The 22,530-nt window shown below is 58.7% G+C and carries 24 protein-coding genes; 13 read left to right on the top strand and 11 right to left on the bottom strand.

Translation table 11 applies throughout. The annotated features are described in order from the left end of the window. Positions 1–426 precede the first annotated feature (426 nt). Complete coding sequence (locus J4E42_RS26850; protein ID WP_008037798.1) at positions 427–1,047, bottom strand: glutathione S-transferase family protein; 621 nt, start codon at positions 1,045–1,047, stop codon at positions 427–429. A gap of 295 nt (positions 1,048–1,342) precedes the next feature. Here J4E42_RS26850 and J4E42_RS26855 point away from each other — a divergent pair, with 295 nt between their 5' ends. From J4E42_RS26855 to J4E42_RS26860, 3 genes are all read left to right on the top strand, one after another. After that, positions 1,343–1,966: a hypothetical protein gene (locus J4E42_RS26855; RefSeq protein WP_259331730.1), complete on the top strand. Its 624-nt coding sequence runs from the start codon at positions 1,343–1,345 to the stop codon at positions 1,964–1,966. A gap of 12 nt (positions 1,967–1,978) precedes the next feature. Then, positions 1,979–2,206 (top strand): OST-HTH/LOTUS domain-containing protein, encoded by a 228-nt coding sequence (locus J4E42_RS29585; RefSeq protein WP_223435005.1) that lies wholly within the window; start codon positions 1,979–1,981, stop codon positions 2,204–2,206. A gap of 199 nt (positions 2,207–2,405) precedes the next feature. Beyond that, the gene (locus tag J4E42_RS26860) at positions 2,406–3,374 is read left to right on the top strand and encodes a LysR family transcriptional regulator (RefSeq protein WP_008037811.1); all 969 of its coding nucleotides are present in this window, start codon (positions 2,406–2,408) and stop codon (positions 3,372–3,374) included. Positions 3,375–3,394: 20 nt separating this feature from the next. On the opposite strand, the gene J4E42_RS26865 is transcribed toward J4E42_RS26860, so the two are convergent. Further along, positions 3,395–3,856, bottom strand: coding sequence for a RidA family protein (locus tag J4E42_RS26865; RefSeq protein WP_008037812.1), 462 nt, complete (start codon positions 3,854–3,856; stop codon positions 3,395–3,397). Between the two features lie 259 nt (positions 3,857–4,115). On the opposite strand from J4E42_RS26865, the gene J4E42_RS26870 reads away from it, so the two are divergent. From J4E42_RS26870 to J4E42_RS26885, 4 genes are all read left to right on the top strand, one after another. Beyond that, positions 4,116–4,802 (top strand): hydrolase, encoded by a 687-nt coding sequence (locus tag J4E42_RS26870; protein ID WP_008020170.1) that lies wholly within the window; start codon positions 4,116–4,118, stop codon positions 4,800–4,802. Between the two features lie 176 nt (positions 4,803–4,978). Continuing rightward, positions 4,979–5,380, top strand: a complete 402-nt coding sequence (locus tag J4E42_RS26875; protein WP_008037815.1) for a helix-turn-helix domain-containing protein — start codon at positions 4,979–4,981, stop codon at positions 5,378–5,380. Positions 5,381–5,586: 206 nt separating this feature from the next. After that, positions 5,587–6,006 carry an organic hydroperoxide resistance protein gene (locus J4E42_RS26880; protein WP_008037816.1) on the top strand — a complete coding sequence of 140 codons (420 nt, stop codon included), beginning with the start codon at positions 5,587–5,589 and terminating at the stop codon, positions 6,004–6,006. Positions 6,007–6,038: 32 nt separating this feature from the next. After that, entirely contained in the window at positions 6,039–7,052 is a 1,014-nt protein-coding gene (locus J4E42_RS26885; protein WP_008037818.1) for an alpha/beta hydrolase, read from the top strand. Between the two features lie 226 nt (positions 7,053–7,278). Here J4E42_RS26885 and J4E42_RS26890 read toward each other — a convergent pair whose 3' ends face one another. Further along, positions 7,279–7,848, bottom strand: a complete 570-nt coding sequence (locus J4E42_RS26890; RefSeq protein ID WP_008024532.1) for a YSC84-related protein — start codon at positions 7,846–7,848, stop codon at positions 7,279–7,281. 526 nt (positions 7,849–8,374) lie between these two features. Here J4E42_RS26890 and J4E42_RS26895 point away from each other — a divergent pair. Next, the gene (locus J4E42_RS26895) at positions 8,375–8,647 is read left to right on the top strand and encodes a hypothetical protein (protein ID WP_008035545.1); all 273 of its coding nucleotides are present in this window, start codon (positions 8,375–8,377) and stop codon (positions 8,645–8,647) included. A 167-nt stretch (positions 8,648–8,814) separates the two neighbouring features. On the opposite strand, the gene J4E42_RS26900 is transcribed toward J4E42_RS26895, so the two are convergent. Continuing rightward, a complete protein-coding gene (locus J4E42_RS26900) occupies positions 8,815–9,471 on the bottom strand; it encodes a TetR/AcrR family transcriptional regulator (RefSeq protein ID WP_032832406.1) in 657 nt (218 codons plus the stop codon). 129 nt (positions 9,472–9,600) lie between these two features. On the opposite strand from J4E42_RS26900, the gene J4E42_RS26905 reads away from it, so the two are divergent. Next, positions 9,601–10,026, top strand: coding sequence for a hypothetical protein (locus tag J4E42_RS26905; protein WP_008037821.1), 426 nt, complete (start codon positions 9,601–9,603; stop codon positions 10,024–10,026). 59 nt (positions 10,027–10,085) lie between these two features. Here the strand turns inward: J4E42_RS26905 and J4E42_RS26910 are convergent, their stop codons facing one another. From J4E42_RS26910 to J4E42_RS26935, 6 genes are all read right to left on the bottom strand, one after another. Continuing rightward, positions 10,086–10,433 carry a copper-binding protein gene (locus J4E42_RS26910; protein WP_008037822.1) on the bottom strand — a complete coding sequence of 116 codons (348 nt, stop codon included), beginning with the start codon at positions 10,431–10,433 and terminating at the stop codon, positions 10,086–10,088. Next, positions 10,430–13,588 carry an efflux RND transporter permease subunit gene (locus J4E42_RS26915; protein ID WP_008037824.1) on the bottom strand — a complete coding sequence of 1,053 codons (3,159 nt, stop codon included), beginning with the start codon at positions 13,586–13,588 and terminating at the stop codon, positions 10,430–10,432. The genes J4E42_RS26910 and J4E42_RS26915 overlap by 4 nt, the downstream gene beginning before the upstream one ends. Further along, positions 13,585–14,883 carry an efflux RND transporter periplasmic adaptor subunit gene (locus tag J4E42_RS26920; protein WP_207286567.1) on the bottom strand — a complete coding sequence of 433 codons (1,299 nt, stop codon included), beginning with the start codon at positions 14,881–14,883 and terminating at the stop codon, positions 13,585–13,587. The genes J4E42_RS26915 and J4E42_RS26920 overlap by 4 nt, the downstream gene beginning before the upstream one ends. Next, on the bottom strand, positions 14,880–16,136 hold the full coding sequence (locus tag J4E42_RS26925; protein ID WP_207286568.1) for a TolC family protein: 1,257 nt from the start codon (positions 16,134–16,136) through the stop codon (positions 14,880–14,882). Before J4E42_RS26925 ends, J4E42_RS26920 begins: the two co-directional genes overlap by 4 nt. A 99-nt stretch (positions 16,137–16,235) precedes the next feature. Continuing rightward, complete coding sequence (locus tag J4E42_RS26930; RefSeq protein ID WP_207286569.1) at positions 16,236–16,577, bottom strand: hypothetical protein; 342 nt, start codon at positions 16,575–16,577, stop codon at positions 16,236–16,238. Between the two features lie 178 nt (positions 16,578–16,755). Next, complete coding sequence (locus J4E42_RS26935; protein WP_192228809.1) at positions 16,756–17,208, bottom strand: Lrp/AsnC family transcriptional regulator; 453 nt, start codon at positions 17,206–17,208, stop codon at positions 16,756–16,758. A gap of 147 nt (positions 17,209–17,355) precedes the next feature. Here J4E42_RS26935 and J4E42_RS26940 point away from each other — a divergent pair, with 147 nt between their 5' ends. Beyond that, on the top strand, positions 17,356–17,973 hold the full coding sequence (locus J4E42_RS26940) for a LysE family translocator (RefSeq protein WP_008035576.1): 618 nt from the start codon (positions 17,356–17,358) through the stop codon (positions 17,971–17,973). Here J4E42_RS26940 and J4E42_RS26945 read toward each other — a convergent pair. Next, a complete protein-coding gene (locus J4E42_RS26945; protein WP_207286583.1) occupies positions 17,970–18,122 on the bottom strand; it encodes a hypothetical protein in 153 nt (50 codons plus the stop codon). The genes J4E42_RS26940 and J4E42_RS26945 overlap by 4 nt on opposite strands. Before the next feature lie 110 nt (positions 18,123–18,232). Between J4E42_RS26945 and J4E42_RS26950 the strand changes: the two genes are divergently transcribed. The 3 genes from J4E42_RS26950 (at position 18,233) to J4E42_RS26960 (ending at position 22,521) form a co-directional block, all read left to right on the top strand. Next, a complete protein-coding gene (locus J4E42_RS26950; RefSeq protein WP_207286570.1) occupies positions 18,233–18,721 on the top strand; it encodes an isochorismatase family protein in 489 nt (162 codons plus the stop codon). 210 nt (positions 18,722–18,931) lie between these two features. Beyond that, a complete protein-coding gene (locus tag J4E42_RS26955) occupies positions 18,932–21,061 on the top strand; it encodes a TonB-dependent receptor domain-containing protein (protein ID WP_207286571.1) in 2,130 nt (709 codons plus the stop codon). A 116-nt stretch (positions 21,062–21,177) separates the two neighbouring features. After that, entirely contained in the window at positions 21,178–22,521 is a 1,344-nt protein-coding gene (locus tag J4E42_RS26960) for an MFS transporter (protein ID WP_008037839.1), read from the top strand. Positions 22,522–22,530 lie beyond the last annotated feature (9 nt).

Raw genomic sequence — 22,530 nt, forward strand, 5'->3', positions numbered from 1 at the left:
CCGCTGTTACCGCCGCCACCACCGCTGCCATCTTTGGCATACACGCTGGAGAAACTACTGATGTAATCGGGCACTAGAACAGTCGATGCCGACAGGACCCCGCCAATTGCCAGAGCCAACAAACATTTCTTGATCAGCATGATGCACCTCCGCTTGGAGTTGCGCAGTCATGTCCCTATCGAACGCAATATCCAGTGAGTTCCCGGCCGCCCATTGGAGCGGCCAGCCAACCGGCACGGCCATAAATCTGCAGCATTAACCAGCAACTGCGGTTTCCGCACGATCCCTGAGAGCCAGTCAGCATCTTTGTGTGGGACGTTACCCCACATTTTTAGATAGGTGCTGTCAGCCCGAGTTCAACAAACGAATATCTGGACTGAAGCATGCGTTGAGCAAAAACCTCTAAACCTTCGGGACGCCAACAGTTCATCGCGAGCTGAATGCCTGAAATCCCCTGACCACGCTGGGTCGAGCGCCCACCCTTTCATACCAGCGGCGAAGCTTGGGCAAACGATCCCACGGGATGTCTGCCTCTACTGACGACATGATGCTGTAGGCCGCGATATCCGCGATGGAGAAACAGCTTCCCGCCATATAAGCATCAGCACTGACGAACTGTTCAGCCAACTCAATTGACGAAAGCATGCGCTCGACCAGCCGCGCAGAGCCATCGTTGAGCCCTTGGCCGCGAAGGAAGAACGCCGAATGGCCCGGTGCGATGACATCGGTCAAAAAGAAGAATCGCTCATACACCGTAGCTCTGTGGCCAGCGGCACTGGGCAAGAGCCGTTCTGGAGCCTTTTCGGCAGCGTAGAAAATGATCGCGTTCGACTGAGTGAGTACAAAGGCAGGCTCATCGCCCTTTCGTTCGACCAATACCGGGACTTTTCCGGCCGGATTCAGGGAGCGATGATCCGCCCCTGTTTGCTGGCCTTTTGAAAGATCCACCAGTCGAACCGTGTACGCCAGCCCCGCTTCTTCGAGGGCGATGGCTGCCCGGATGCAATTGCCTGTGGGCGCACCGTGTAATTCCAGTAAGGCGTTCATGACGTATTTCTTCCTCCTTGCGGGCTCAGTTCAGTCATCCGCTAAAGCGTGCCGACTGTCACACAAGCCAGGCCCGACGCTGCGAGTCGTCACGCATAGACGTCCCGGTTTTTTTTCGATGAAAGCCTGCACAGACGCAGCTATCGACTAATTCTTTTGAAAAAGTCCGAGCGGATTGACTCAACCTACACTTAGCTTGATAGGCGTCCGATTTACGCGTTGCAAGCCTTCCTGGCAGGGCAAGCGTAATGCGGTGAACGCTCCAGCCCTACCACTTATGCCTGAGTCGTTAATCATGGATGAAGTCACTACCGTGCCCTCGGATGATGTACCTGCTACTCAACACATCGTGCAGCGCAAGCTCGGACGCTGTCTGATGCGCGTGCAACAATACGAACGGCAGCTGAAAGCCATTGTCGCGCATTACGAACTGACCGGTCTTGCAGATCAGCTGTCTAGCATCCGTGACCAGAAGGTCGAATGTGCAAAGAAAAAGACGATGGGTACGTTGATGGGGATGTTGACCGAAAGCTTTCTGACCCCGCCGCCCCCAAACGAAGAAGAGTCACAGACCGAAGCCGATGTCGGTGACCAGATCTGGCTCAGGCTTCGATACCAGTTGGAAATGACAGCCGAGGACTATGAGGCAATGAAGGCCGACCTCAAGGAGCTGGTTGACCTGCGCAATAGCCTGGTCCACCAATTCATTGAGCGTTTCGATCTCTGGTCTGAATCGGGCTGCCAGGCGGCGGATGGTTTTCTGGAGGAAAGCTACGAAACCATCAATCGGCATTGCCTGAGTCTGCAATGTTGGGCCAAAAACATGATTGAGGCACGAGCTAAAATGGCTTCGTTTATACAGAGCCAAGCATTTGAAGATGCGCTCGACGGTATCCGGGTGGATGGCTCAGTCGATTGACCTGGCAGTGGGATTTGCTGCTGTTTACGTGAAGCAGAAACGAAGCTTGCCGAAGGTGGCTGGACTCGATTGGAAGCATCCATTCGCTGGATTGGTGGTACCTATCCAGAGCAGACGCCCAAGCGCTACGGTTGCAGCAGCTTGAGGCATGTCCTGCACGAATCAATGCAGTTCGAAATACGAAAATTCCAGGCTGATAATGAACGTACTACCGTCTGGTATCGCAGCAAGGTCAGTTGAATGGGCAACTGAATCCTCCCTCCTTTTGTAAGCGCACTGAGTGACTGCTCCTGACCGTTTTCTGCCTGTGGTGACCGGCTGAAAACGACCCATCGCAGCCAGTCGGCATAACAGTTTTCAACCAATCGCCTGAACAATGTGGCTGCTTCACCCAACTCCTTCTCGTATCATCAGCGCCTTTGCATCTGGAACGAACTGTGTGAAATCGCCAACTGGAAAAGCCCCGGCTGCCCCTGATGGGACGAAGTGGGACGTAGGCGAGGCTGTCAATCAGCTCTCGTGGGACGACTTGCGCATCATCAAGACGCTCAGTGATTGCGGCAATCGTTCGGCTACGGCCAAGAAGCTTGGCATCAATGTATCCACCGTTTCGCGCCGAGTTGCTCAAGTTGAGCGAACGCTCGGCATCGCGCTGTTCGATCACCGCAAGTCAGGGTATCTGCTCACCGCCGAAGGTGCTGAATTGCGAGCACTCGCCGAGCGAGTGGAGCTGGATATTGTCAGCGTCACGCGGCGTGTTTCACGTTCAGGCCAAGGCCCCCTCGGGAAACTTCGAATTACCACCAGCGACTCGCTGCTGCTGTACTTCTTCACCCCCATCATCGCGGACTTCAAGGCCCTGAACGAGGGGGTCAGCATCGAGGTGCTGGTGGGCAATGAAACCCTTAGCCTCGCCCGGGATGAATCGGATATCGCGATTCGAGCGACGAGAAAACCTGCAGAAAGCCTGGTGGGCCGTAAACTGGCGAACATTGCCTGGGCACCTTACTGCTGTGCCAAGCAGATGACTGCCTTGCCCCTTTTCGAAGAGGGCCAGGCATGGGTGTCATACTCCTCTGCGCTTTGCGGTTTGAAGGCGACAAGCTATGTCGAAAGCAGAGTCGCTGCTGAGCGCATAGCGTACCGCACCGATTCTGTTGCAGCAGCAAGCGCTGCAATCGCGGCGGGTCTGGGATTTGGATTCCTTCCCTGCATGTTGGGCGACATAACCCCAGGGTTGGTACGCGCCGGCCCGGTGGTGCCAGAGCTTCAGGATGAGTTGTGGTTGCTGACTCACCAGGACATTCGAAAATCGTGGCGAGTCAAAGCATTCATGACCTTCTGCGCCGCTGCCGTGGCCAGTCAAAAGCCCTTGGTCGAGGGGCAATTGATACTCCCGGTCACCTAAATCGAGACCGGGAGTGCAGCTCAGATGTCTCGGGCGCCAATCACGGCCTTGCACACGATCTCAATCAGCTGCGGACGCTGGGCAAGTCTCGACACCCCAATGATATTGCTCGCGCACTGAGGCCGCTCAGTGCCATAGGTCGCCTTGCGCACTTTGCCGACCACAGCGAACGCAGCGTCCATGTCCAGCACATAAAGCGTTTCCTCGACAACATCTTGCATAGTTGCGCCATACAAGGCGAGCAGCTTCGAAATGTTGTCGTAAGAGACCCGCATCTGCTCTCCCATCGAAGAGAAATCACTGGGCTTACCGTCGGCGTTCAGCGGCGCCGGGGCTACCAGATTACCTGCCTCATCATGGTTGAATTGACCTGATACGTAGATCTCGTTTCCTACCCGCCGTGCCTGCGGATAGCCATACGCCTCCTCCCAGGAAACGCCCCAGTAGGCGGTCTGCTTGTTGAACGGTTGTGAAGCTGTCATTGCATTCTCCTGCACATGAGGGACCGACTTGATCCGAATAGGTGGGCGAATGCTAGCAGCGCGATCGCGCATTTTATGGCGCATAAATGAGCCGGCAGGAGCGCAAAAATGCGCCACCGAAAGGCGCCTTGTTTCGTTATCTTTTGCTCGTCCTCAAGCACTGACGCTGAGGAGTGCACTCGTGGCTACGGTAATGCCTGCAAGGTGCGGGCCCCGAGACTTGTGCGACTGAACATCATCAAGCCGAAAGGAAACAAAAATGAGCAATCCTAAAACTGAAGTCCTGACTCCGCTGAATAGCCAACTGATCTTCATCGATCAGCAGCCACAGATGGCCTTCGGCGTTCAGAGCATTGACCGGCAAACGCTGAAAAACAATACCGTTGCCTTGGCCAAGGCAGCGAAGATTTTTAATGTCCCCACCACCTTCACCACGGTTGAGACAGAAAGCTTCTCAGGTCACACCTACCCCGAGCTACTCGCTGTGTTCCCGGACGCCCCGCTGCTGGAGCGAACCTCCATGAACTCCTGGGATGATCAGAAGGTACGCGACGCACTCAAGAGAAATGGTCGCAACAAGATCATCGTCTCCGGCTTGTGGACCGAGGTATGCAATGCCACCTTCGCTCTGTCGGCAATGAACGATGCCGGCTATGAAATCTATATGGTTGCAGACGCCTCCGGCGGCACCACCAAAGAAGCCCACGATTACGCCATGCAGCGCATGATCCAGGCCGGCGTGGTACCGGTAACCTGGCAGCAGGTGCTGCTGGAATGGCAACGGGACTGGAAGAACCGCGACACCTACGACGCCGTAATGGAACTGGTAAAGGAACATTCTGGTGCATATGGCATGGGCGTCGACTACGCCTACACCATGGTGCACAAGGCGCCTGAGCGCGTACAGCATGGCCCCACCTTGGCGCCTGTCGCTGCATCTGTCTGAGCCATCGCCATCGCCATCGCCACCCCCTGCCCCGGGGGCTGTTCACAGACTTGCGAAGGGTGCGCAGTCGACTGAACCGAGTCAACGAGCCTGGCCTGGAACCTCTGAGGATTTCCAATGCCCAGCGCTGTTCGAGTCAGGCGTTCGCATCCTGTTACCTGGATTAATGGATGTGTATGAACAAGGACAAATCTACCGTGCTGGCCACTCTCACACTGGCTTCGACAGGGCAGCTCAAATCCTGGCAGATAAGAACTGCCAAACAACTGATGCTGGACAGGCTGGATACCGGCATTTCAGTGACTGAACTAGCCGAAGCTTGCGCATTGTCGCGTAGTCACTTCTCACGCAGGTTCAAGGAAAGCACCCGGATTTCCCCGCAGCGATGGCTGCGTGAACAGCGGGTCATGAAGAGCAGAGAGTTAATGAAGGCTTCCACGAAGTTGCTCACAGAGATCGCTCTGGAATGCGGCTTCAGCGATCAATCTCACTTCTGCCGTACATTCGTGAAGGCTGAAGGCATGACACCGAAGGCTTGGCAGCAACAAGCAATCTGCCCGATTCCGGTCGTTGCTTGAGACGGTAAGGCACCATCAACGCGCGGGCGAGCCCAAGCGGACTGAGGTGTAACCCCCCTTGAAAATCAATTTGTTACAGCTACAGACGATTTTTTAAAAAGTTTGCGCGCTAAATTTTTTAGCGGCAATTTATTGCGCATTGTTATAACGCAAACATTTAAATCGCTAACAGAATCCCCCCAAGACATTCAAAAGTGAGGAAAGCCATGAAAGTTCTCTACACCGCAGTCGCAACCGCAACCGGTGGTCGTGATGGCCGAGCCATCTCCAGCGACAAGAACCTCGACGTGAAACTGGCCACTCCGAAGGAATTGGGCGGTGTCGGTGGTGATGCCACCAACCCTGAGCAACTGTTCGCCGCTGGTTACTCCGCCTGCTTCATCGGTGCACTGAAGTTCGTCGCCAGCCAGAGCAAACGCAGCATTCCAGCCGACGCCTCGATCACTGCGCGGGTCGGCATTGGCCAGATCCCAGGCGGCTTTGGCCTGGATATCGACCTGAACATCAACCTGCCAGGCCTGGAGCAAGTCGATGCACAAGCGTTGGTGGAGGCGGCCCACCAAGTGTGCCCGTACTCCAACGCAACCCGTGGCAACGTCGATGTCCGTCTGCACGTCACCGTCTAACTTCCCGCCTCACCAGAAACAGGAGATATGAAATGAACGTTTTGACCAAAACACTCGTTGGCTCGCTCCTTGCCTTTTCGATCGGTAACGCATTCGCTGACTCTGGCGTCGAACACAACACCCAGGCATTCCTCGATGCATTGAACTCAGGCAGTGGTAAACCCATCGAGCAGCTTTCGCCGAAGGACGCCCGCGCGGTACTGACCGGCGCTCAGGCCGGGGTAAAACTGACACTGCCCAAGGCGGATGTCAGCGAGAAGACCATCACCGTCGACGGCCAGAACATCAGCTTGACCATCGTGCGTCCGGCGGGTGTGAAGGGGACCTTGCCTGTGTTCATGTACTTCCACGGCGGTGGCTGGGTGCTCGGCGACTTCCCGACCCATGAGCGCCTGGTGCGCGATCTGGTCGTCGGGTCCGGGGCGGTGGCGGTGTTCGTCAATTACACTCCGTCCCCTGAAGCGCACTACCCGACGGCGATCAACCAGGCCTACGGTGCAACCAAATGGGTGGCCGAGCACGGCGAGGAAATCAATGTCGACGGTAAGCGCCTGGCGGTAGCGGGCAACAGCGTCGGCGGCAACATGGCAGCCGTGGTCAGCCTGATGGCCAAGGATAAAGGTACCCCGGCCATTAAGTACCAGGTGCTGCTGTGGCCAGTGACCGACGCCAACTTCGAGACAGCGTCGTACAACCAGTACGCCGAGGGACACTTCCTCACCAAGAACATGATGAAGTGGTTCTGGGACAACTACACCACCGACCCCAAGCAACGTGCCGAGATCTACGCCTCGCCGCTGCGCGCTACCACTGAGCAGTTGAAAGGCCTGCCGCCAGCGCTGGTCCAGACCGCGAGTGCCGATGTGCTGCGTGACGAAGGGGAAGCCTATGCTCGCAAACTGGACCAAGCCGGCGTGCCGGTCACTGCGGTGCGCTACAACGGCATGATCCATGACTACGGCTTGCTGAACGTGGTCAGCCAGGTTCCGGCGGTACGCTCTGCAATGCTGCAGGCTTGCGAAGAGCTGAAAGTTCATTTGAAGTGACCCCCACTCAAGACCGGAGATGTATGCCATGAACTGGTAATCACCGCCGGAAACGAAAAAACCCGCTAAACAGCGGGCTTTTTCGTTTCCGGTGTAGCGTTAGCAGCCCTCTGCCAAGGGCACCTTTGGGTCGTAAGCGCTCCTTCTGGAGGGGCAGCTTTTGGCTGTGAATTCAGCAGGTCGATGCAACACAACTAAATTCTGTGTAAGCGACATGCAGACGGCCTCAGCGATTGAGCCTGGTAATTTTTGAACCCTGCAATCCCAGCCCGGCCATTAAGCCCTTTTGATCAAAGATGAACGCATAGACATCGGATTGAGCCGTTGAGGTAGTTATCGATTTGGCCATGCCTGAATCTACGACCACGATGCTTGGGCCCACGCCGACCTCAAATCCATTAACATTTTTCAGATCATTCATCGCTGAATAGGTCATGAAAAACATCACGTATCCAAACCGCTGCACGCCTGCCTGAAGGCCGTATGAGGCTGCTGTGGTCGCGTAGTATCCCGTCACTTTTCCGTTCTCAATCAATTCGCCTTCGCCATGGTGTGCGCCGGCGATGAGGCCCGCTTTCAGCACATCAGGGAAAACGAGGATACCCTTGGCTCGCTGCGCGAGGGCGCGCGCTTGCGGCGTTTTGGTATACAAACTCTGTAACGCCGCTTTCGCCTCGCGGTCCATTTCCGCGTTAGCAGCCATCGCATCAGAGGCGGAAGTTGATTGACCCATTTGGCAGCCCGCCGTGATCGCGAGGATTGAAATCATTGCCATCATTCGAAGGTATTTGATCATGAGCAATACTCCTTTTCTGTACCTGCCATTGAGGAACCTGCGTGGCGATAGCCGTTGCGGATCAAAGACTGACGGGGTCGATCTTTCCCTTAGACTTTAATCCTAATAAGCAGTTGGTCAAATGCTATGCACATGCATGTTCCTCAGACGAAATCCACAGTCAGCTTTTGGCCGATAACAGTCGCCCACTAAAGGGGCATAACGTTCCCAGGACGCTATGGAAATTCCTACACAAACCTCGGAACGCCTCTCCTTGCCCGCCGTTCCGATGAAGCTTATAGTCCGCCCCGTCGCCCAAAATGGCGATTCGGGTTTGGCGACCTGACTACAGAGAATGCGAGGGCTCTACGCTTTGTTGCAGGGGTCGTCGCACCCGCAAGGCCGCTGTAATGGCGGCTGTGCGCGGGAGGCCTTCGGGTCTGCCGGTGTTCTCTGTGCCGGTTCGCCAACCTGCGCACAGCTGCCACCCAATCGTTTGGCGACGACTGAGTGACGGCCTTTGAGCCAATCAAACAGAGATCTTCAAATGAATCGATACATGCCCCTCACCGGAATCGACCTGGTTCCGGCTTCCCTGCTCATCGACACCGAAGCTCCACTCGACGTATTGCAAGCCGCCGCTGACTACCGAATTCGCGCAGTTACTCAGGTGCTGGAGAACATCGCCTTTCGTGCCGAGATTGGTTGCGACACGGTGGTGTTGTCGGACTTCTCCAAACTGCTGGCCATTCCGTTGCGCGACGGTTGTGACTTGATGGATGTGATTGGTCGGCGATTGCGGGCGTTGGCGAAGGAGTGAATGAAAACGGGCGCTGAAGGCGCCCGTTTTTTGTTCAACTGTAAAAAGATCTGGCATCGCTAATTTGCGGAATGACTCTTGCCTGTTATCGGCCAAAAGCCGCCACCCACATTGCCTGAGCAAACACAGGCAATTCAGTGTCGCGCAGAAGAAACCCGCAACCCGACCTATATGGAATTGCGCTTGCGCCGAGCCTCTTCATTCTCCGCCAACGCCTGACGAACCAGCGCCCTCGCCGCCCACGCGGCGGTGTCGAGTGATTCTTCGACGCTCGCGCCACTGATATCGCGCACGGCGATCAACGCCTCGGTGCCGATAACGATCGACAGCGCCTGCTTCAGTCGTTTGCGTGCGCGGGGCGAGAGCACGTCCTTCAGCGAGTCGACGATCGGTTCGATGTAGCTCATCCGGCGGCCTGGTCGCAGGGGCTCGTGGGTCTCGCTGTCGAGCCACACCGACATGAACGAACGTTCCATCACGTGCAAGCCGATCTCGTCGTCGATCAAGAGTTTGTTCAACGCGTTCGCGGCCAGGCCGATGCCCTTGACCGGGTCGTCTCCCGGCCGCCAGAAGCTCTCCAGCGGCTTCATTTCACGATCCGCCGCCGTCTCGCTGATCAATGCCTCGGTCGAGGGAAAGTAGCGATAGGCCGTGGCGCGCGAGACCATCGCGCGCTCTGCAACTTGCGCCACCGTCGGGTTTTGGCCCTCGTCGCGCAAGGCGATGGCGGCATCGATCAGCGCCTGACGCGTTCGCAGCTTCTGGTTGGCGCGGCCTTGCGGATCGCCGCCGGGTTCAGACGGGGTTGACTTCGGGATCGACATGGAATATATGAGACTCTGTCTATTCATGAGACTTGAGTCTCATAATAGGCACGCAACAATCAACCGACAAGAGGTCGCCCGTTATATTTCAGCAACTGAGCGCGCCTCTGGGCGCATGAGGTGAATGCCATGAATCACAACCCCCGTTCACGGACCTGGTTTCGGCTCGCTGCCCTCTACTTCGCCATTGGCGTGATGCTGGGCGTGGCGATGGGCGCTTCCGGCGACCACTCGCTTTTCGCGGTACATGCTCATGTCAATCTGTTGGGATGGGTGTCGATGGCCCTGTTCGGCATCATCGGCACAGCGCACCCATCAATCACCGAAGGGCGCGCGGCTGCCGCACAGTTCTGGATGTACAACATTGGCGTCCCGGTGATGCTTGGCGCACTGACGTTGCGGCTCAAGGGCGTCGCGGCCATCGAGCCGTTGATTGGCGCCGCGTCCATTCTTGTTGGTTGCAGTGTGCTGCTGTTTGTGTGGCTGGTGTTCTCGCGCATCGGTGTAACGGCTATGGGTTTGAGCAGCGCAACACGTGAGTCGCGCACGTCTTGAAGTCAGCTGTCCTTACGACCGGCACACAAAATGTGCCGGCCACTTGCACCACCGCTGCCCTATTTTTTGATTGAAACAATCGTCGCGCTGCCACCCTCGACCCGGAAAACAAACGAGACACGGTCTCCGGCCGACAGCCCGGCGAGTTGATCATCCGTCACGGAAAAGGCCATGGTCATCGGCGGCCATTGCACGGCGGGTACTGCGCCGTGGGAGATGGTCACCGTGTGCCTGGCAGCATCGATAGCCTTGATCGTTCCGTTGGCATTAGCGACGGGCGCCTGCTTTGTCTCCTTTGTCTGCATGCCCTCCATACCGTCCATTTTCATACCCGGCATATCCTCTGCACGAGCCAGGAAAGACAACGCAACCAAGGTTCCTGCCACTGCAATATGGGTCAGTTTCATACGACGTTTCCTTTAAGGTGAGTGGATTCAATGACGAGATGTCGGCGGCGCATCAGGCGATAGGCTGCCGGAATGACAAACAGGGAAAGCAAGGGAGCCGTGATCATGCCGCCGACCATGGGCGCGGCAATGCGGCTCATCACTTCACTGCCGGTTCCGCTACCCAACAGGATGGGTAACAGGCCGGCAATGATCACGGCCACGGTCATGGCCTTGGGGCGAACACGCTGCACAGCGCCTTCACGAATCGCCGCAACCAGCCCGCGCTCAGTGCTGTCGCCGAGGTCTTCACGTTCTGCCCAGGCGTTTTTCAGATAGAGCAGCATGATCACGCCAAACTCGGCAGAAACACCGGCCAGGGCGATAAAACCGACACCGGTGGCGACCGACAGGTTGAATCCCAACAGATAGATGAACCATGCCCCGCCAGTCAGCGCGAATGGCAGCGTGGCCATGATCAGCAACGCCTCATCGAAGCGCGCAAACGTCAGGTAGAGCAGCACGAAGATGATCAACAGCGTGGCTGGCACCACCAGTTTGAGTCGTGCATTGGCTCTGTCGAGAAACTCGAACTGCCCTGAGTAGCTCAGGCTCATGCCAGGCTGCAACTTGACCTGCTCGTTTACGGCATGGCGCAAATCAGCGACCACCGAGGCAATGTCCCGGCCACGCACATCGATATAGACCCAGCCTGAAGGCCTCGCGTTTTCACTTTTGAGCATCGCAGGGCCGTCGCTGATTTTGACGTTGGCCACTGTCCCCAGGGTGATCTGGATGCCTGACGGCGTGTAGATCGGCAATTGCTCCAGGGCACCAAGCGAGTCACGCCACTCCCGTGGGTAACGTACGTTGATCGGGAAACGTGCGAGCCCTTCAATGGTCTCCCCGACATTTTCACCACCGATAGCGCCGGCCACGATGGACTGCACATCAGCGATATTCAGCCCGTAGCGAGCGGCGGCCTTGCGGTCGATATCCACGTCGATATAGCGGCCGCCGGTCAAGCGTTCGGCCAGCGCTGAACTGACACCGGGTACGCCTTTGGCCACCCGCTCGACCGCCTGGGTGACAGCATCGATGTCCGCCAACTGGGTGCCGGCGACTTTCACTCCGATCGGACTTTTGATGCCGGTGGCAAGCATGTCGATACGGTTGCGAATCGGCGGTATCCAGATATTGGTCAGCCCTGGAACCCGAACCACGCGATCCAGTTCTTCCACCAGTTTTTCCTGGGTCATGCCTGGCCGCCATTGCTCGTGTGGCTTGAATTGAATGGTGGTTTCGAACATTTCCAGTGGTGCCGGGTCGGTGGCAGTTTCGGCACGCCCCGCTTTGCCGAACACGTGCTCGACTTCGGGCACCGTCTTGATCAGGCGGTCGGTCTGTTGCAGCAGCTGCGCAGCTTTCTGTGCCGACAACCCCGGGAGAGCGGAAGGCATATAGAGCAGATCACCTTCGTCCAAAGGCGGGAGAAACTCACCGCCCAGGCGCGACATTGGCCATAGCGCACTGACAAACACCACCAGTGCCACCAGCAGGGTGACTTTGGGACGGCGCAGCACCGCCTCCAGGGCCGGCTGGTAGATCCTGATCAACCAGCGGTTCAACGGGTTTTGTTGCTCACCGGGAATTCGCCCGCGAATCCAGTACCCCATCAGCACGGGCACCAAGGTCACCGACAACCCCGCCGCCGCGGCCATCGCATAGGTTTTGGTGAACGCCAACGGGCCGAACAGTCGCCCCTCCTGAGCTTCCAGGGTGAACACCGGAATGAACGATAACGTGATGATCAACAAACAGAAGAACAGCGCCGGGCCGACCTCTGCCGCTGCTTCGGTCATGACGTGCCAATGACGCTCGCCCTTAAGTTCCTCCCCCGGATTGGCCGCGTGCCAGGCCTCAATCTTCTTGTGGGCATTCTCGATCATCACCACGGCAGCATCGACCATGGCGCCGATGGCGATGGCAATCCCGCCCAAGGACATGATGTTGGCGTTGATCCCTTGGTAACGCATGATGATGAAGGCCATCAGCACGCCCACCGGCAGGGAGATGATCGCCACCAGTGATGAGCGCAAGTGCCAAAGGAAGATCCCGCAAACCAGCGCGACGACAATGAACTCTTCGATCAACTTATGGCTGAGGTTTTCCACCGCGCGGTCGATCAGTTTGCTGCGGTCGTAGGTGGTGACGATTTCCACTCCGGCCGGCAAACTGCTTTTCAGTTCGTCGAGTTTGGTCTTGACCGCCGCAATGGTCTCGCGAGCGTTCTTGCCGCTGCGCAAAATCACCACGCCACCGACGGTTTCGCCCTCGCCGTCGAGTTCGGTAATGCCCCGCCGCATTTCCGGCCCCAACTGAATAGTGGCGACATCGCCAAGGGTCACCGGCACACCATCCGCCCCCAACTTGAGAGGGATCGCCCGGAAGTCGTTGAGCGTCTTCAGATAACCGGAAGCGCGCACGATGAACTCGGTCTCTGCCATCTCCAGTACCGCGCCACCCGTTTCCTGATTGGCCTTGCCGATAGCCTCGGTCACCTCTGTCTGAGTGATGCCGAGGCTGGCCAGTTTCAGCGGATCGAGTTGCACTTGGTATTGCTTGACCATTCCCCCCACCGTGGCCACTTCCGCAACGTTGGGTAGGGTCTTGAGTTCGAACTTGAGGAACCAGTCTTGAAGCGCACGCAGTTGCGCCAGGTCGTGCCCACCACTGCGATCCACCAGAGCGTACTGATAGATCCAGCCAACCCCCGTTGCATCCGGTCCCAACGCCGGTTTGGCGCTGGCCGGCAACCGGCTTTGTATCTGACTCAGATATTCCAGCACCCGCGAACGGGCCCAGTACACGTCAGTGCCGTCTTCGAACAGCACATAAACGAAGCTGTCACCGAAGAAGGAATAACCACGCACCGTCTTGGCTCCCGGCACTGAGAGCATGGTGGTGGCCAACGGATAGGTCACCTGGTTCTCGACAATCTGCGGCGCTTGGCCCGCAAATGGAGTGCGGATAATCACCTGAACATCCGAGAGATCCGGCAGCGCATCGATGGGTGTGCTCTGCACTGACCATATGCCCCACGCCGTGACGAACAGTGTCGCCAGTAACACCAGGAACCGGTTGGCGACTGACCAACGAATCAGGGCCGCAATCATGGCTGGCTCCCCGATTTTTCCTCATCCGCCTCATGAATACCGGCGGCTGCTGCGCTGGGTGGCGACTCGTCCTCAGTGCTGGCAACAATGCCCTTGAGACTGGCCTCCGAGTCCAGCAGGAACTGGCCAGACGTAACCACCTTCCAGCCTTCTTCCAGACCTTTCAAAATGGCCGTCTTGCCATCACTTTCCTGCCCGGGTTGCACCTCTACCGGGCGGTAGTGGCCGGTGTCTTCGGCGAGCATCACCAAGGCCCGTCGCCCCGTATGAATAACCGCCTCGCTCGGCACCCACAACACACTGTGTTCGCTCGAACGGTTCAGGCGCACCTGTGCCGTCAAACCCGGCCTGAGGCGGCCGTCCGGATTGGGCAGTTCCACCCGCACACGCAGGGTGCGACTGTCCGCACTGGTCTCGGGCAAAATAGCGCTGACCTCGCCGTTGAGCACGGTCCCCGGAAAGGCTGGCAGCCGTGCTTCGACCGTCTGCCCCACTGTGATCGATCCGGTCTGCGACTCTGGAACGGCCACGGCCAGCCAGACACTGCTCAAGCCATTGACGCGTGCCAGCGTGTCGCCCGTCGCCACGGTCATGCCCGTGCGTACGTTCAAGGCTTGCAGCACACCGGCGATGGGACTGGTCAGCGTCAGGTATGGCTGAACCTTACCGCTACGCTCGATCTGAGTGATCAGCGCTGCCGGCATTCCGGTGAGCTGCAGTCGTTGGCGGGCTGCAGCCAACAGCTCCGCGTCGCCGTTACGCTTCAGGGCAAGGAACTCTGTCTGAGCCGCAGCCCATTCCGGCACCAGAATATCCGCCAACGCTGCGTTGGCGTTCAGCACATCTCCGGGAGCATGGGCATAGACTCGCTCCACAAAGCCAGCGGTGCGTGCCTGAATCACCGCAACATCACGTTCGTTGAGCGCCAGGACACCTGTCACGTCGAGGCTGGAATGAAAGGTTCCACGGGTGACAGTCGCAAAACGCAGCCCGAGATTCTGGGTCAGTCCCGGGTCGATACTGACAGTCGTCCGGTCTCCTGCGCCGCTGGCGTATTGGGGAACCAGTTGCATGTCCATGAAGGGGGACTTGCCCGGTTTGTCGAACTTTTGCTGCGGGTACATCGGGTCGTACCAATACAGGGCTTTGCGTTCGGGCACAGCATTGATGTCTTGCTCCGCCACGGCATTTGGCGCTGCGCTCATACGCTGGTGAGCGACCCCGTAACCGCCGGCAACACCCAATGCCAGCGAAAGGCTAACCAGCAATGCCCCGTTCCATTTTTCAAGTTTCATTGGCTGGCCTCCCCGTAAGCAAAATACAAACGCGCACTGGTCAGCGCGCGCTGCTCTTCCACGTCAATCTGTTTGAGCCGGGCTTCGATGAGTTCACGTCGGGCGGTCACAACGGTGTCTAAATCGCCTTTGCCGGCCCGGTAGCTGGCCATGCTGAGTTCGACCTTTTCCTTGGCCAGCGGTAACAGGCTTTCCTGGTTTCGGTGCACGGCACGATTCAGGCGCTCGTAGTCAGCCAGTTGGCTTTCCAGTTGTTGGGTGTGCTCGCGTGACAAGGCTTCGCGCTCGGCCTCAAGCTGGTTGAGTACAGCGTGTCTGGCGGCGATTTTCGGGTTTTGGCGAGCCTCAGGAAACAACGGCAGATCCCAGGAAAACTGCACGCTGACCATGTCGCCGAACTGTCGGCCACGATGCTGATAGTCAAGCTCCCAACTCCAATCCGATTGCTTCTCCGACTCGGCTTCACGAACCCTGGCTTGCGCTTCGCGGGTCATCGGCGCAAACGCTGCCAGCTCCGGATGGTGTTGCAGTTGATGGGAGTAGCTTGAGCTATCGACGGGCCATTCAGGCAGGCTGCCCACAGGCTTGTCGTTGGCGGCTGAGCCAATCCAGCGTTTGAGGGCGGCTCGGGCCTGGGCTCGCTGCAGAATCAAATCATCCTGCTGCTCTGCCAACTGAGCGGCTTCCTGTTTGGGTGTCACCGCATCGGCGGGCTGGGCGCGGCCGCCAGCAATCCGGGCCCGGACGGTATCGCTCAGCAGGCGGTTTTCTTTGTAGAAGTCCTGGAACAACGCATCTTTACGCTCGATGGAATAGCTGCTGATCCAGGCCAGTGCGGTGGACTGGCGGACCTTCAGACGTTCGACCCGACGCTCGGCGGCGGCGCGATCAACAGCCGCATCGGCGACCTCGATACGGGCTTTGCGTTTGTCGCTGTTCGGCATCTCCTGCCGGACCCCGACCATTTGCATGGTCATGAAATCCTGGTCGAGGCTCCAGCGATCCGGACCGCCTATGGGGTAGTTCTGCACTCCCAGAAGCAGCTTGGGATCAGGTAGTTCTCCCGCCGGGATGGCTGCGCTGCTGGCAGCCTGAATCCTGGCGTCTTGTGCGGTCAGTGACGGCGCATTGTTTTCGGCCAGCCGCAACGCTTCATCGAGTGTCAGTGCGGCAGCGAAGCTCGGCAATGCCAGTACGCTTGCCGCCAGGCCGACCACGAGGGGCCAGCCTGTGCAATAGCACTTGGAGTTCATGTCTACGATTCCTGTGATCATCAACTGCGCGCGTCAAAAGACATGCGCACAGCCAGGTCATCCCGCTAATGCGGAATGAGGTTCGATGTGGGACAGGAATCAAACGCGGGGCGGTCGCCATACCCCGGACGGGGTTTTCACGGGCAGGGAATCGCTGAAGAAGGAAAGCGCTACGGGGCTGAATGCGGTTATGGGAGGCTTGATAATCGAGACTTGCAGCATGCCGCCCGTCTTGCATTCCTGGCCTGGTTTGCAAGGCTTGCCATGCTCGGTGGGGCTTTTCATGTCGTTGCAGCAGTCCATTCCCATGCCGTCCATCATCGCCATGCCCATCGTCTTCATGGGGCACGGTTCTGTCGGTGCCTGAACGCCCGCCATCCCGCTGAGGGGAAGCGCCAGGCTGATCATGAAAATGATGCAAAACCGCAGATAGCGTTTCATGGGCTGGAGTGTAGTCGCTGCAATTGGCTCTTACGATGGGATTTGAGTTGTCAGCAACCTATCGTCAGGTTCCGACGCAGGCGATAACACCGGACATGAATTAAGCCAGCATTACGTCTTCTTCAGCAATCCTGAAATCCACGCGGGATCGTGTGCTTCCCATTGCCCGCCTCTCTCATCACAGGGGCAAAGGCCTGTCCTGCACCACCCGTTTCATGACCAGCGTCGACGTCAGCCGCTGCACATTGGGCAAGGTCGAAAGGCTTTCATCGTAGAGCCGTTGAAAGGCCGGCAAATCCTGAGTGATGACGTGCAGCAGATAATCCGGTTCGCCGAACAACCGCTGGGCATCGACCACCTGCGGGATGTCGACAAGCGCCGTCTCGAACGCCTCGACCGCTTTGCGGTCGCCCTCGCGCAACGTGGCAAACACCATTGCGGAAAAGTTAAGGCCCAATGCGGTTGGGTCCAGTTGTGCTCGGTAGCCGAGCAACACACCCGACTCTTCCAGGGCCCGGACGCGTCGATGGCAAGGGGAAAGGCTCAGGCCCACGCGCTCGGCGAGTTCGGTGACCGACAGGCGACCGTCCTTTTGCAGCTCAGAAAGAATCTTGCGATCAATCCTGTCCATTTAGAATTTTCTCCCAACCCTGCGCATTCTGATGATCATCTTTGAAAGTAAATTCTAACAAGATTTCCTTATTCTTCCTCACATCCATATTTTTCGGAGCAGGACGATGCAGAGCACGGTGTATCAGCAGCAGAAGTGGTTAGCGCCATGACCTTGAGTGTTTTCGTGGCCTTTTGGGCGGTGTCGATTCTGTTCGTCATCACGCCGGGGGCGGATTGGGCCTACGCGATTTCGGCGGGGTTGAAGGGCCGGGTCGTGATACCCGCCGTGGGCGGGCTGTTGTCCGGTCATTTGATTGCCACGATGATCGTTGCCGCGGGCGTCGGCACGCTGGTGGCCAACCACCCCGTTGCCTTGTCGGTGCTGACCGTTGCCGGGGCCGGTTATCTGCTGTGGTTGGGCATCAACATGCTCGCCCGCCCCGCTACACCGCACTCAGATGATGCTCAGGCGCCAGGCTCCTGGCAGCGTTGGGCGATCAAGGGGCTTTGTGTGAGCGGGCTGAATCCGAAAGTGTTTTTGCTGTTTTTGGCGCTGTTGCCGCAATTCACCGACGCGGCAGCGGCCTGGCCTGTGCCGATGCAGATGATTGCGCTGGGGCTCATCCACACGGTCAGTTGTGGCGTGATTTATTTGCTCGTGGGATTCGGCTCACAGGCCGTACTGCAAGCACGCCCCGCCGCGGCCCGGTGTGTCAGTCGTTTCTCCGGAACGGCCATGATCATCATTGCGGTCGTTTTGCTCGGCGAGCAGCTGTTGGGTTAAGTCCGTGACAAGGCCAGCATTGCACAGCGCATTTGCCCCGCGCCAACACTCCCCGCCTCGTCGTACAGATCGCTCACGGTGTCGTAGTCCACTCGGGCGTCGGGCACCAGAAAATTAACCAGCTTCGATTTCAAAATCTCTTCGACCATCTTGGTGTCTCCTTGATATGAGTAGCAGTCCTGTCACTCAGACACCTGCTGTGCACTGGCGCTGAGTGCACGGGGTGATAATGTAGCGCGCCGAATGGAGAATCCAGACCATGCGCCAAGTTCTTCTCGTTGTGGATGTTCAATCCACCTTCTCGCCGCCTGAATGGCTCGTGAAGGGTATTCAAAAACTTGCGGACGTTGTCCCGGCGGTGGCGACCGTCGAGCTGCATGACGAGCAGCGCACCCCGTTCCATCAACAGCTCGGCTGGCACCCTGCGGCGCTCGACAGCAGCGCGGTAAAAACAGAGCAGATTTTCGTCAAGCACGGCTATGCACCTTCGCCTGAGACCATGGACCATTTGAAGCGCCTGAAGCCGGACCGTGTCCTGGTTTGCGGTATCCAGACGGACACCTGTGTCCTGGCCGCAGGCTTTGCACTGTTTGACGCCGGCCTTTATCCGACGCTCGTCACCGACCTCACGGTGGGTTCATCCCTGGACCGCTCCGGGCAACTGGGTATCAGCCTCTGGACCCACCATTTTCGGCACACCACCACCTCAGCTGAAGTTCTTTCAGGATTGATCGCCGAGCAAAAGTGACGTGATCGCGAACAGGAAAGCCACCGCAGCAGGCATTCGTGGATAGGCGCACGTCGCTTGTGCGGCAGCCTGTCGGCGCAGGGTCAGGATGGCTGCACCGAAGCGGATGAACGTTGAGCTGGCAAAAAAGCAAAATTGCCATGTGTTCCACTCGTTAGTTCATACGTCGCAGTTCTCACTGCCCGTTTCTATCTGTCTGGAGTTCTCTCGATGCCCTCGCCCAAATCCGTGCCCGCTGCGCTGCTGGGGCTGGCGCTTGCCTGTCCGGCCATGGCCGAGGAAGCCCAAGGCCTGGAGCTGGGACAGGTGCTGATTCAGGCTGAGGAGCAGCGCGGCGAAGACCAGACGATCGAGGACGCCGAGGCCCGGCTTGCCCAGGTGCCCGGCGGCACCAATGTGGTCGATATGCGCCGCCCCCTTCAGGGTCGCGTGGCCAGCAACCAGGATGTGCTGGCCTATCAGCCGGGGGTCTATGCCCAGTCTGCGGGCAATGAAGGGGTGAAGATTTCGATCCGTGGCTCGGGGATCAACCGTGCACCGGGCGCCCATGCCTCGGGGCTGTACGCCATGCTCGACGGTCTGCCGCTGACCGGCCCGGGCGGCACGCCCTACGAGTTGCTGGAGCCGCTGTGGCTCGATCATGTGGAAGTGCTGCGCGGCGCCAACGGTTTTGACAGGGGCGCGCTGGCCTTGGGCGGAGCCGTCGATTACATCAGCCACACCGGCTACGACGCACCGCTGTTGCAAGTGCGCTACGCCATGGGCAGCCACGGTTATCAGCAGCGTCAGGTCAGTTCCGGGCAGGTGCTGGGGGATTTCGACTACTACGTGTCCACGACCGATGCGCGCGCCGACGGCTATCAGGATCACACGGCCAGCGAGAGCCAGGGCGTCATTGCCAACTTCGGCTATCGCTTCAACCCGAAGCTGGAAACGCGCTTTTATCTGCGCTATCGCCAGACCGACAACGACCTCGCCGGGCGGGTGACCAAGCACTCCATCGAGCACGACCCACGGGCCGCCAACCCCGCTTACGTGGCGCGGGACGACCGTCGCGAACAACCGGGCAGCACCTTCTTCGGCAACAAGACCACCTACTACATCGATGACGATTCGAGTATCCAGACCGGTCTTGTCTACCATGACTACCCGATGGACTTGCGTGAGGGCCCCAACCGCTTGAAGGTGGCGTACACGGACGTCAGCGGCACCTTCGACTATAAGCGTCGCGACACCCTCTGGGGCCTGGAAAGCCATAGCACGCTGGGCCTGCGCGTGACGAAGCACCTGCCCAATGCCGGCGCCAGCGAATCAGTGCGCATCCCCACCGGCAACACCGCCGGCTATGCGCCGGGCACGCCCATTCGCAACTTCACCTACCAGGGTTCAGACACGGTCTTGCATATGGGCAATGACCTGGAGATCGCCGACGACCTGTGGCTGACCACCGGCCTCGCAGCCATTTACACCCGCCGCGAAAGCGCCGTGACCTTCCCGGAAGGTGGCGGCAAAACCAGCCTCAACGACTGGGACTACGCACCACGCGTGGGCCTGCGCTACCAACTCACACCGGACTTGCAGCTGTTCGGCAATCTCAGCCGCTCGGTCGAAGCGCCGCACCCGTGGTCGCTGATCTACAGCTCCAACATTCGCTTCCCGGCAGGCAGCGGTGTCGCCACAGGCGCCCAGCGCGACCCGATCAAACTGCAGAACCAGACCGCGACCACCCTCGAACTCGGCGGCCGCGGCGACAGCACGATGGGGCAATGGAGCCTGGCCTGGTACTACGCTCAGGTGCAGCACGAATTGCTTTCGGTGTTGCCGGATGCCAATGCCGTGACGCCTTACGAACTCAACGCCAGCCCGACCGTGCACCAAGGCGTGGAAGCCAGCCTGCAAAGCAACCTGTGGTCGTCCGGCGATGGCGGCCAACTGAGCTTGCGCCAGAGCTACACCTTCAGCGACTTCCACTACCGCGATGACGACCGCTTCGGCGACAACCGCCTGCCGGGCTTGCCGATGCACTACTACCAGGGCGAACTGCGCTACGACTGGCCCCAGGGTTTCTTCGCCGGGCTCAATACGCAGTGGGTGTCGAAAACTGCGGTCGATTACGCCAACAGCTATTACGCCGACCCTTACGCACTGTTCGGCGCGACGGTGGGCTACAACGCCCCCAAGGGCGACTGGCAGACCTGGCTGGACCTGCGCAACTTGACCAACAAGCACTACGCCGCCACCGTCACGCCGGGCTACGACGACAAAGGTCTGGACGCGGCACGGTCGACGCCGGGCGAAGGTATGGCGGCGTATGTCGGGGTGTCGTGGAGTTTGCGCTGAGGCTTGGGCATGCTTTTGAGTCGGTCCTGACTATGCCGACGACACTTTTGAGCTGAGACGTTTCAGCGGCTGCCGCGATAATCGAACGCTAAACCCATGAGACATCGAGGTTCAGCATGACAAGCGCCGCGACAGAGCAGGTCAGCCCGCAAACCCTGAGAAAAGTGATTGTCGCCGCCGGCATCGGCAATTTCGTCGAGTGGTTTGACTTTGCCGTCTACGGCTTTCTGGCGACGACCATCGCCCAGCAGTTTTTCCCCAGCGGCGATGCCAGCGCTGCGCTGCTGAAAACCTTTGCGGTATTCGCCGTGGCCTTTGCGTTTCGGCCCCTGGGCGGGATTTTCTTCGGCATGCTCGGTGACCGGATCGGTCGCAAGCGTACCCTGGCGATGACCATCCTGCTGATGGCGGGCGCGACGACCCTGATCGGTTTGTTGCCGACCTACGCCGCGATCGGTGTCACGGCACCGGTGCTGCTGAGCCTGATCCGCTGCGCCCAGGGTTTTTCCGCAGGGGGCGAATATGCCGGTGCCTGCGCCTATCTGATGGAACATGCTCCCAGCGATAAAAGAGCGTGGTATGGCAGTTTCATTCCGGTGTCGACCTTTGCTGCGTTTGCATCGGCAGCCGTGGTGGCTTACGCACTCGAGGCGTCACTTTCGGCCGAAGCCATGGGCAGTTGGGGCTGGCGCCTGCCGTTCCTGATTGCCGCGCCACTGGGCCTGGTCGGTCTTTACCTGCGCTGGAAGATGGATGAAACCCCGGCGTTCCAGGCCGTCACCCAACAACATGCCGTCGCGCACTCCCCGCTCAAGGAGACCCTGCGCAACCATGGTTCGGCCATCTGCTCCCTCGGTGCGTTCATCTCGTTGACGGCCCTGTCGTTCTACATGTTCACCACCTACTTCGCGACTTACTTGCAGGTCGCGGGCGGCCTGAGTCGCGCAACGGCGTTGCTGGTGTCGCTGATTGCACTGATCTTCGCCGCACTGATGTGCCCGTTGGCCGGTTTGTTTTCGGACCGGGTCGGGCGGCGCATGACGGTGATGACGGCCTGCGCGCTGCTAATCGTGGCGGTGTATCCATCGTTCATGATGGCCAGTTCCGGCTCGTTCGCAGCCTCCATCGTTGGCGTCATGCTCCTGGCGATTGGCGCCGTGTTGTGTAACGTGGTGACCGCCGCCCTGCTCTCGGAAACCTTCCCGACGCGCACTCGCTACACCGCATCGGCGATCACCTACAACATGGCCTACACCCTGTTTGGTGGCACCGCGCCGCTGATGGCGACCTGGCTGATCAGTACCACCGGCAGCAATCTCTCGCCAGCGTTCTACTTGATTGCCATTGCAGTGTTGGCGTTGGTTGGCGGCCTGGCGTTGCCGGAGACTTCGAAGATCTCCCTGCACGATGTTTCATCAGGTGAGAAGCCAACAGAGGTGCCAGCGGTGGCACGAGGGTGAAACTCACCC

This window comes from Pseudomonas sp. FW300-N2A2 (genome assembly GCF_017351735.1).
GTDB lineage: Bacteria > Pseudomonadota > Gammaproteobacteria > Pseudomonadales > Pseudomonadaceae > Aquipseudomonas > Aquipseudomonas migulae.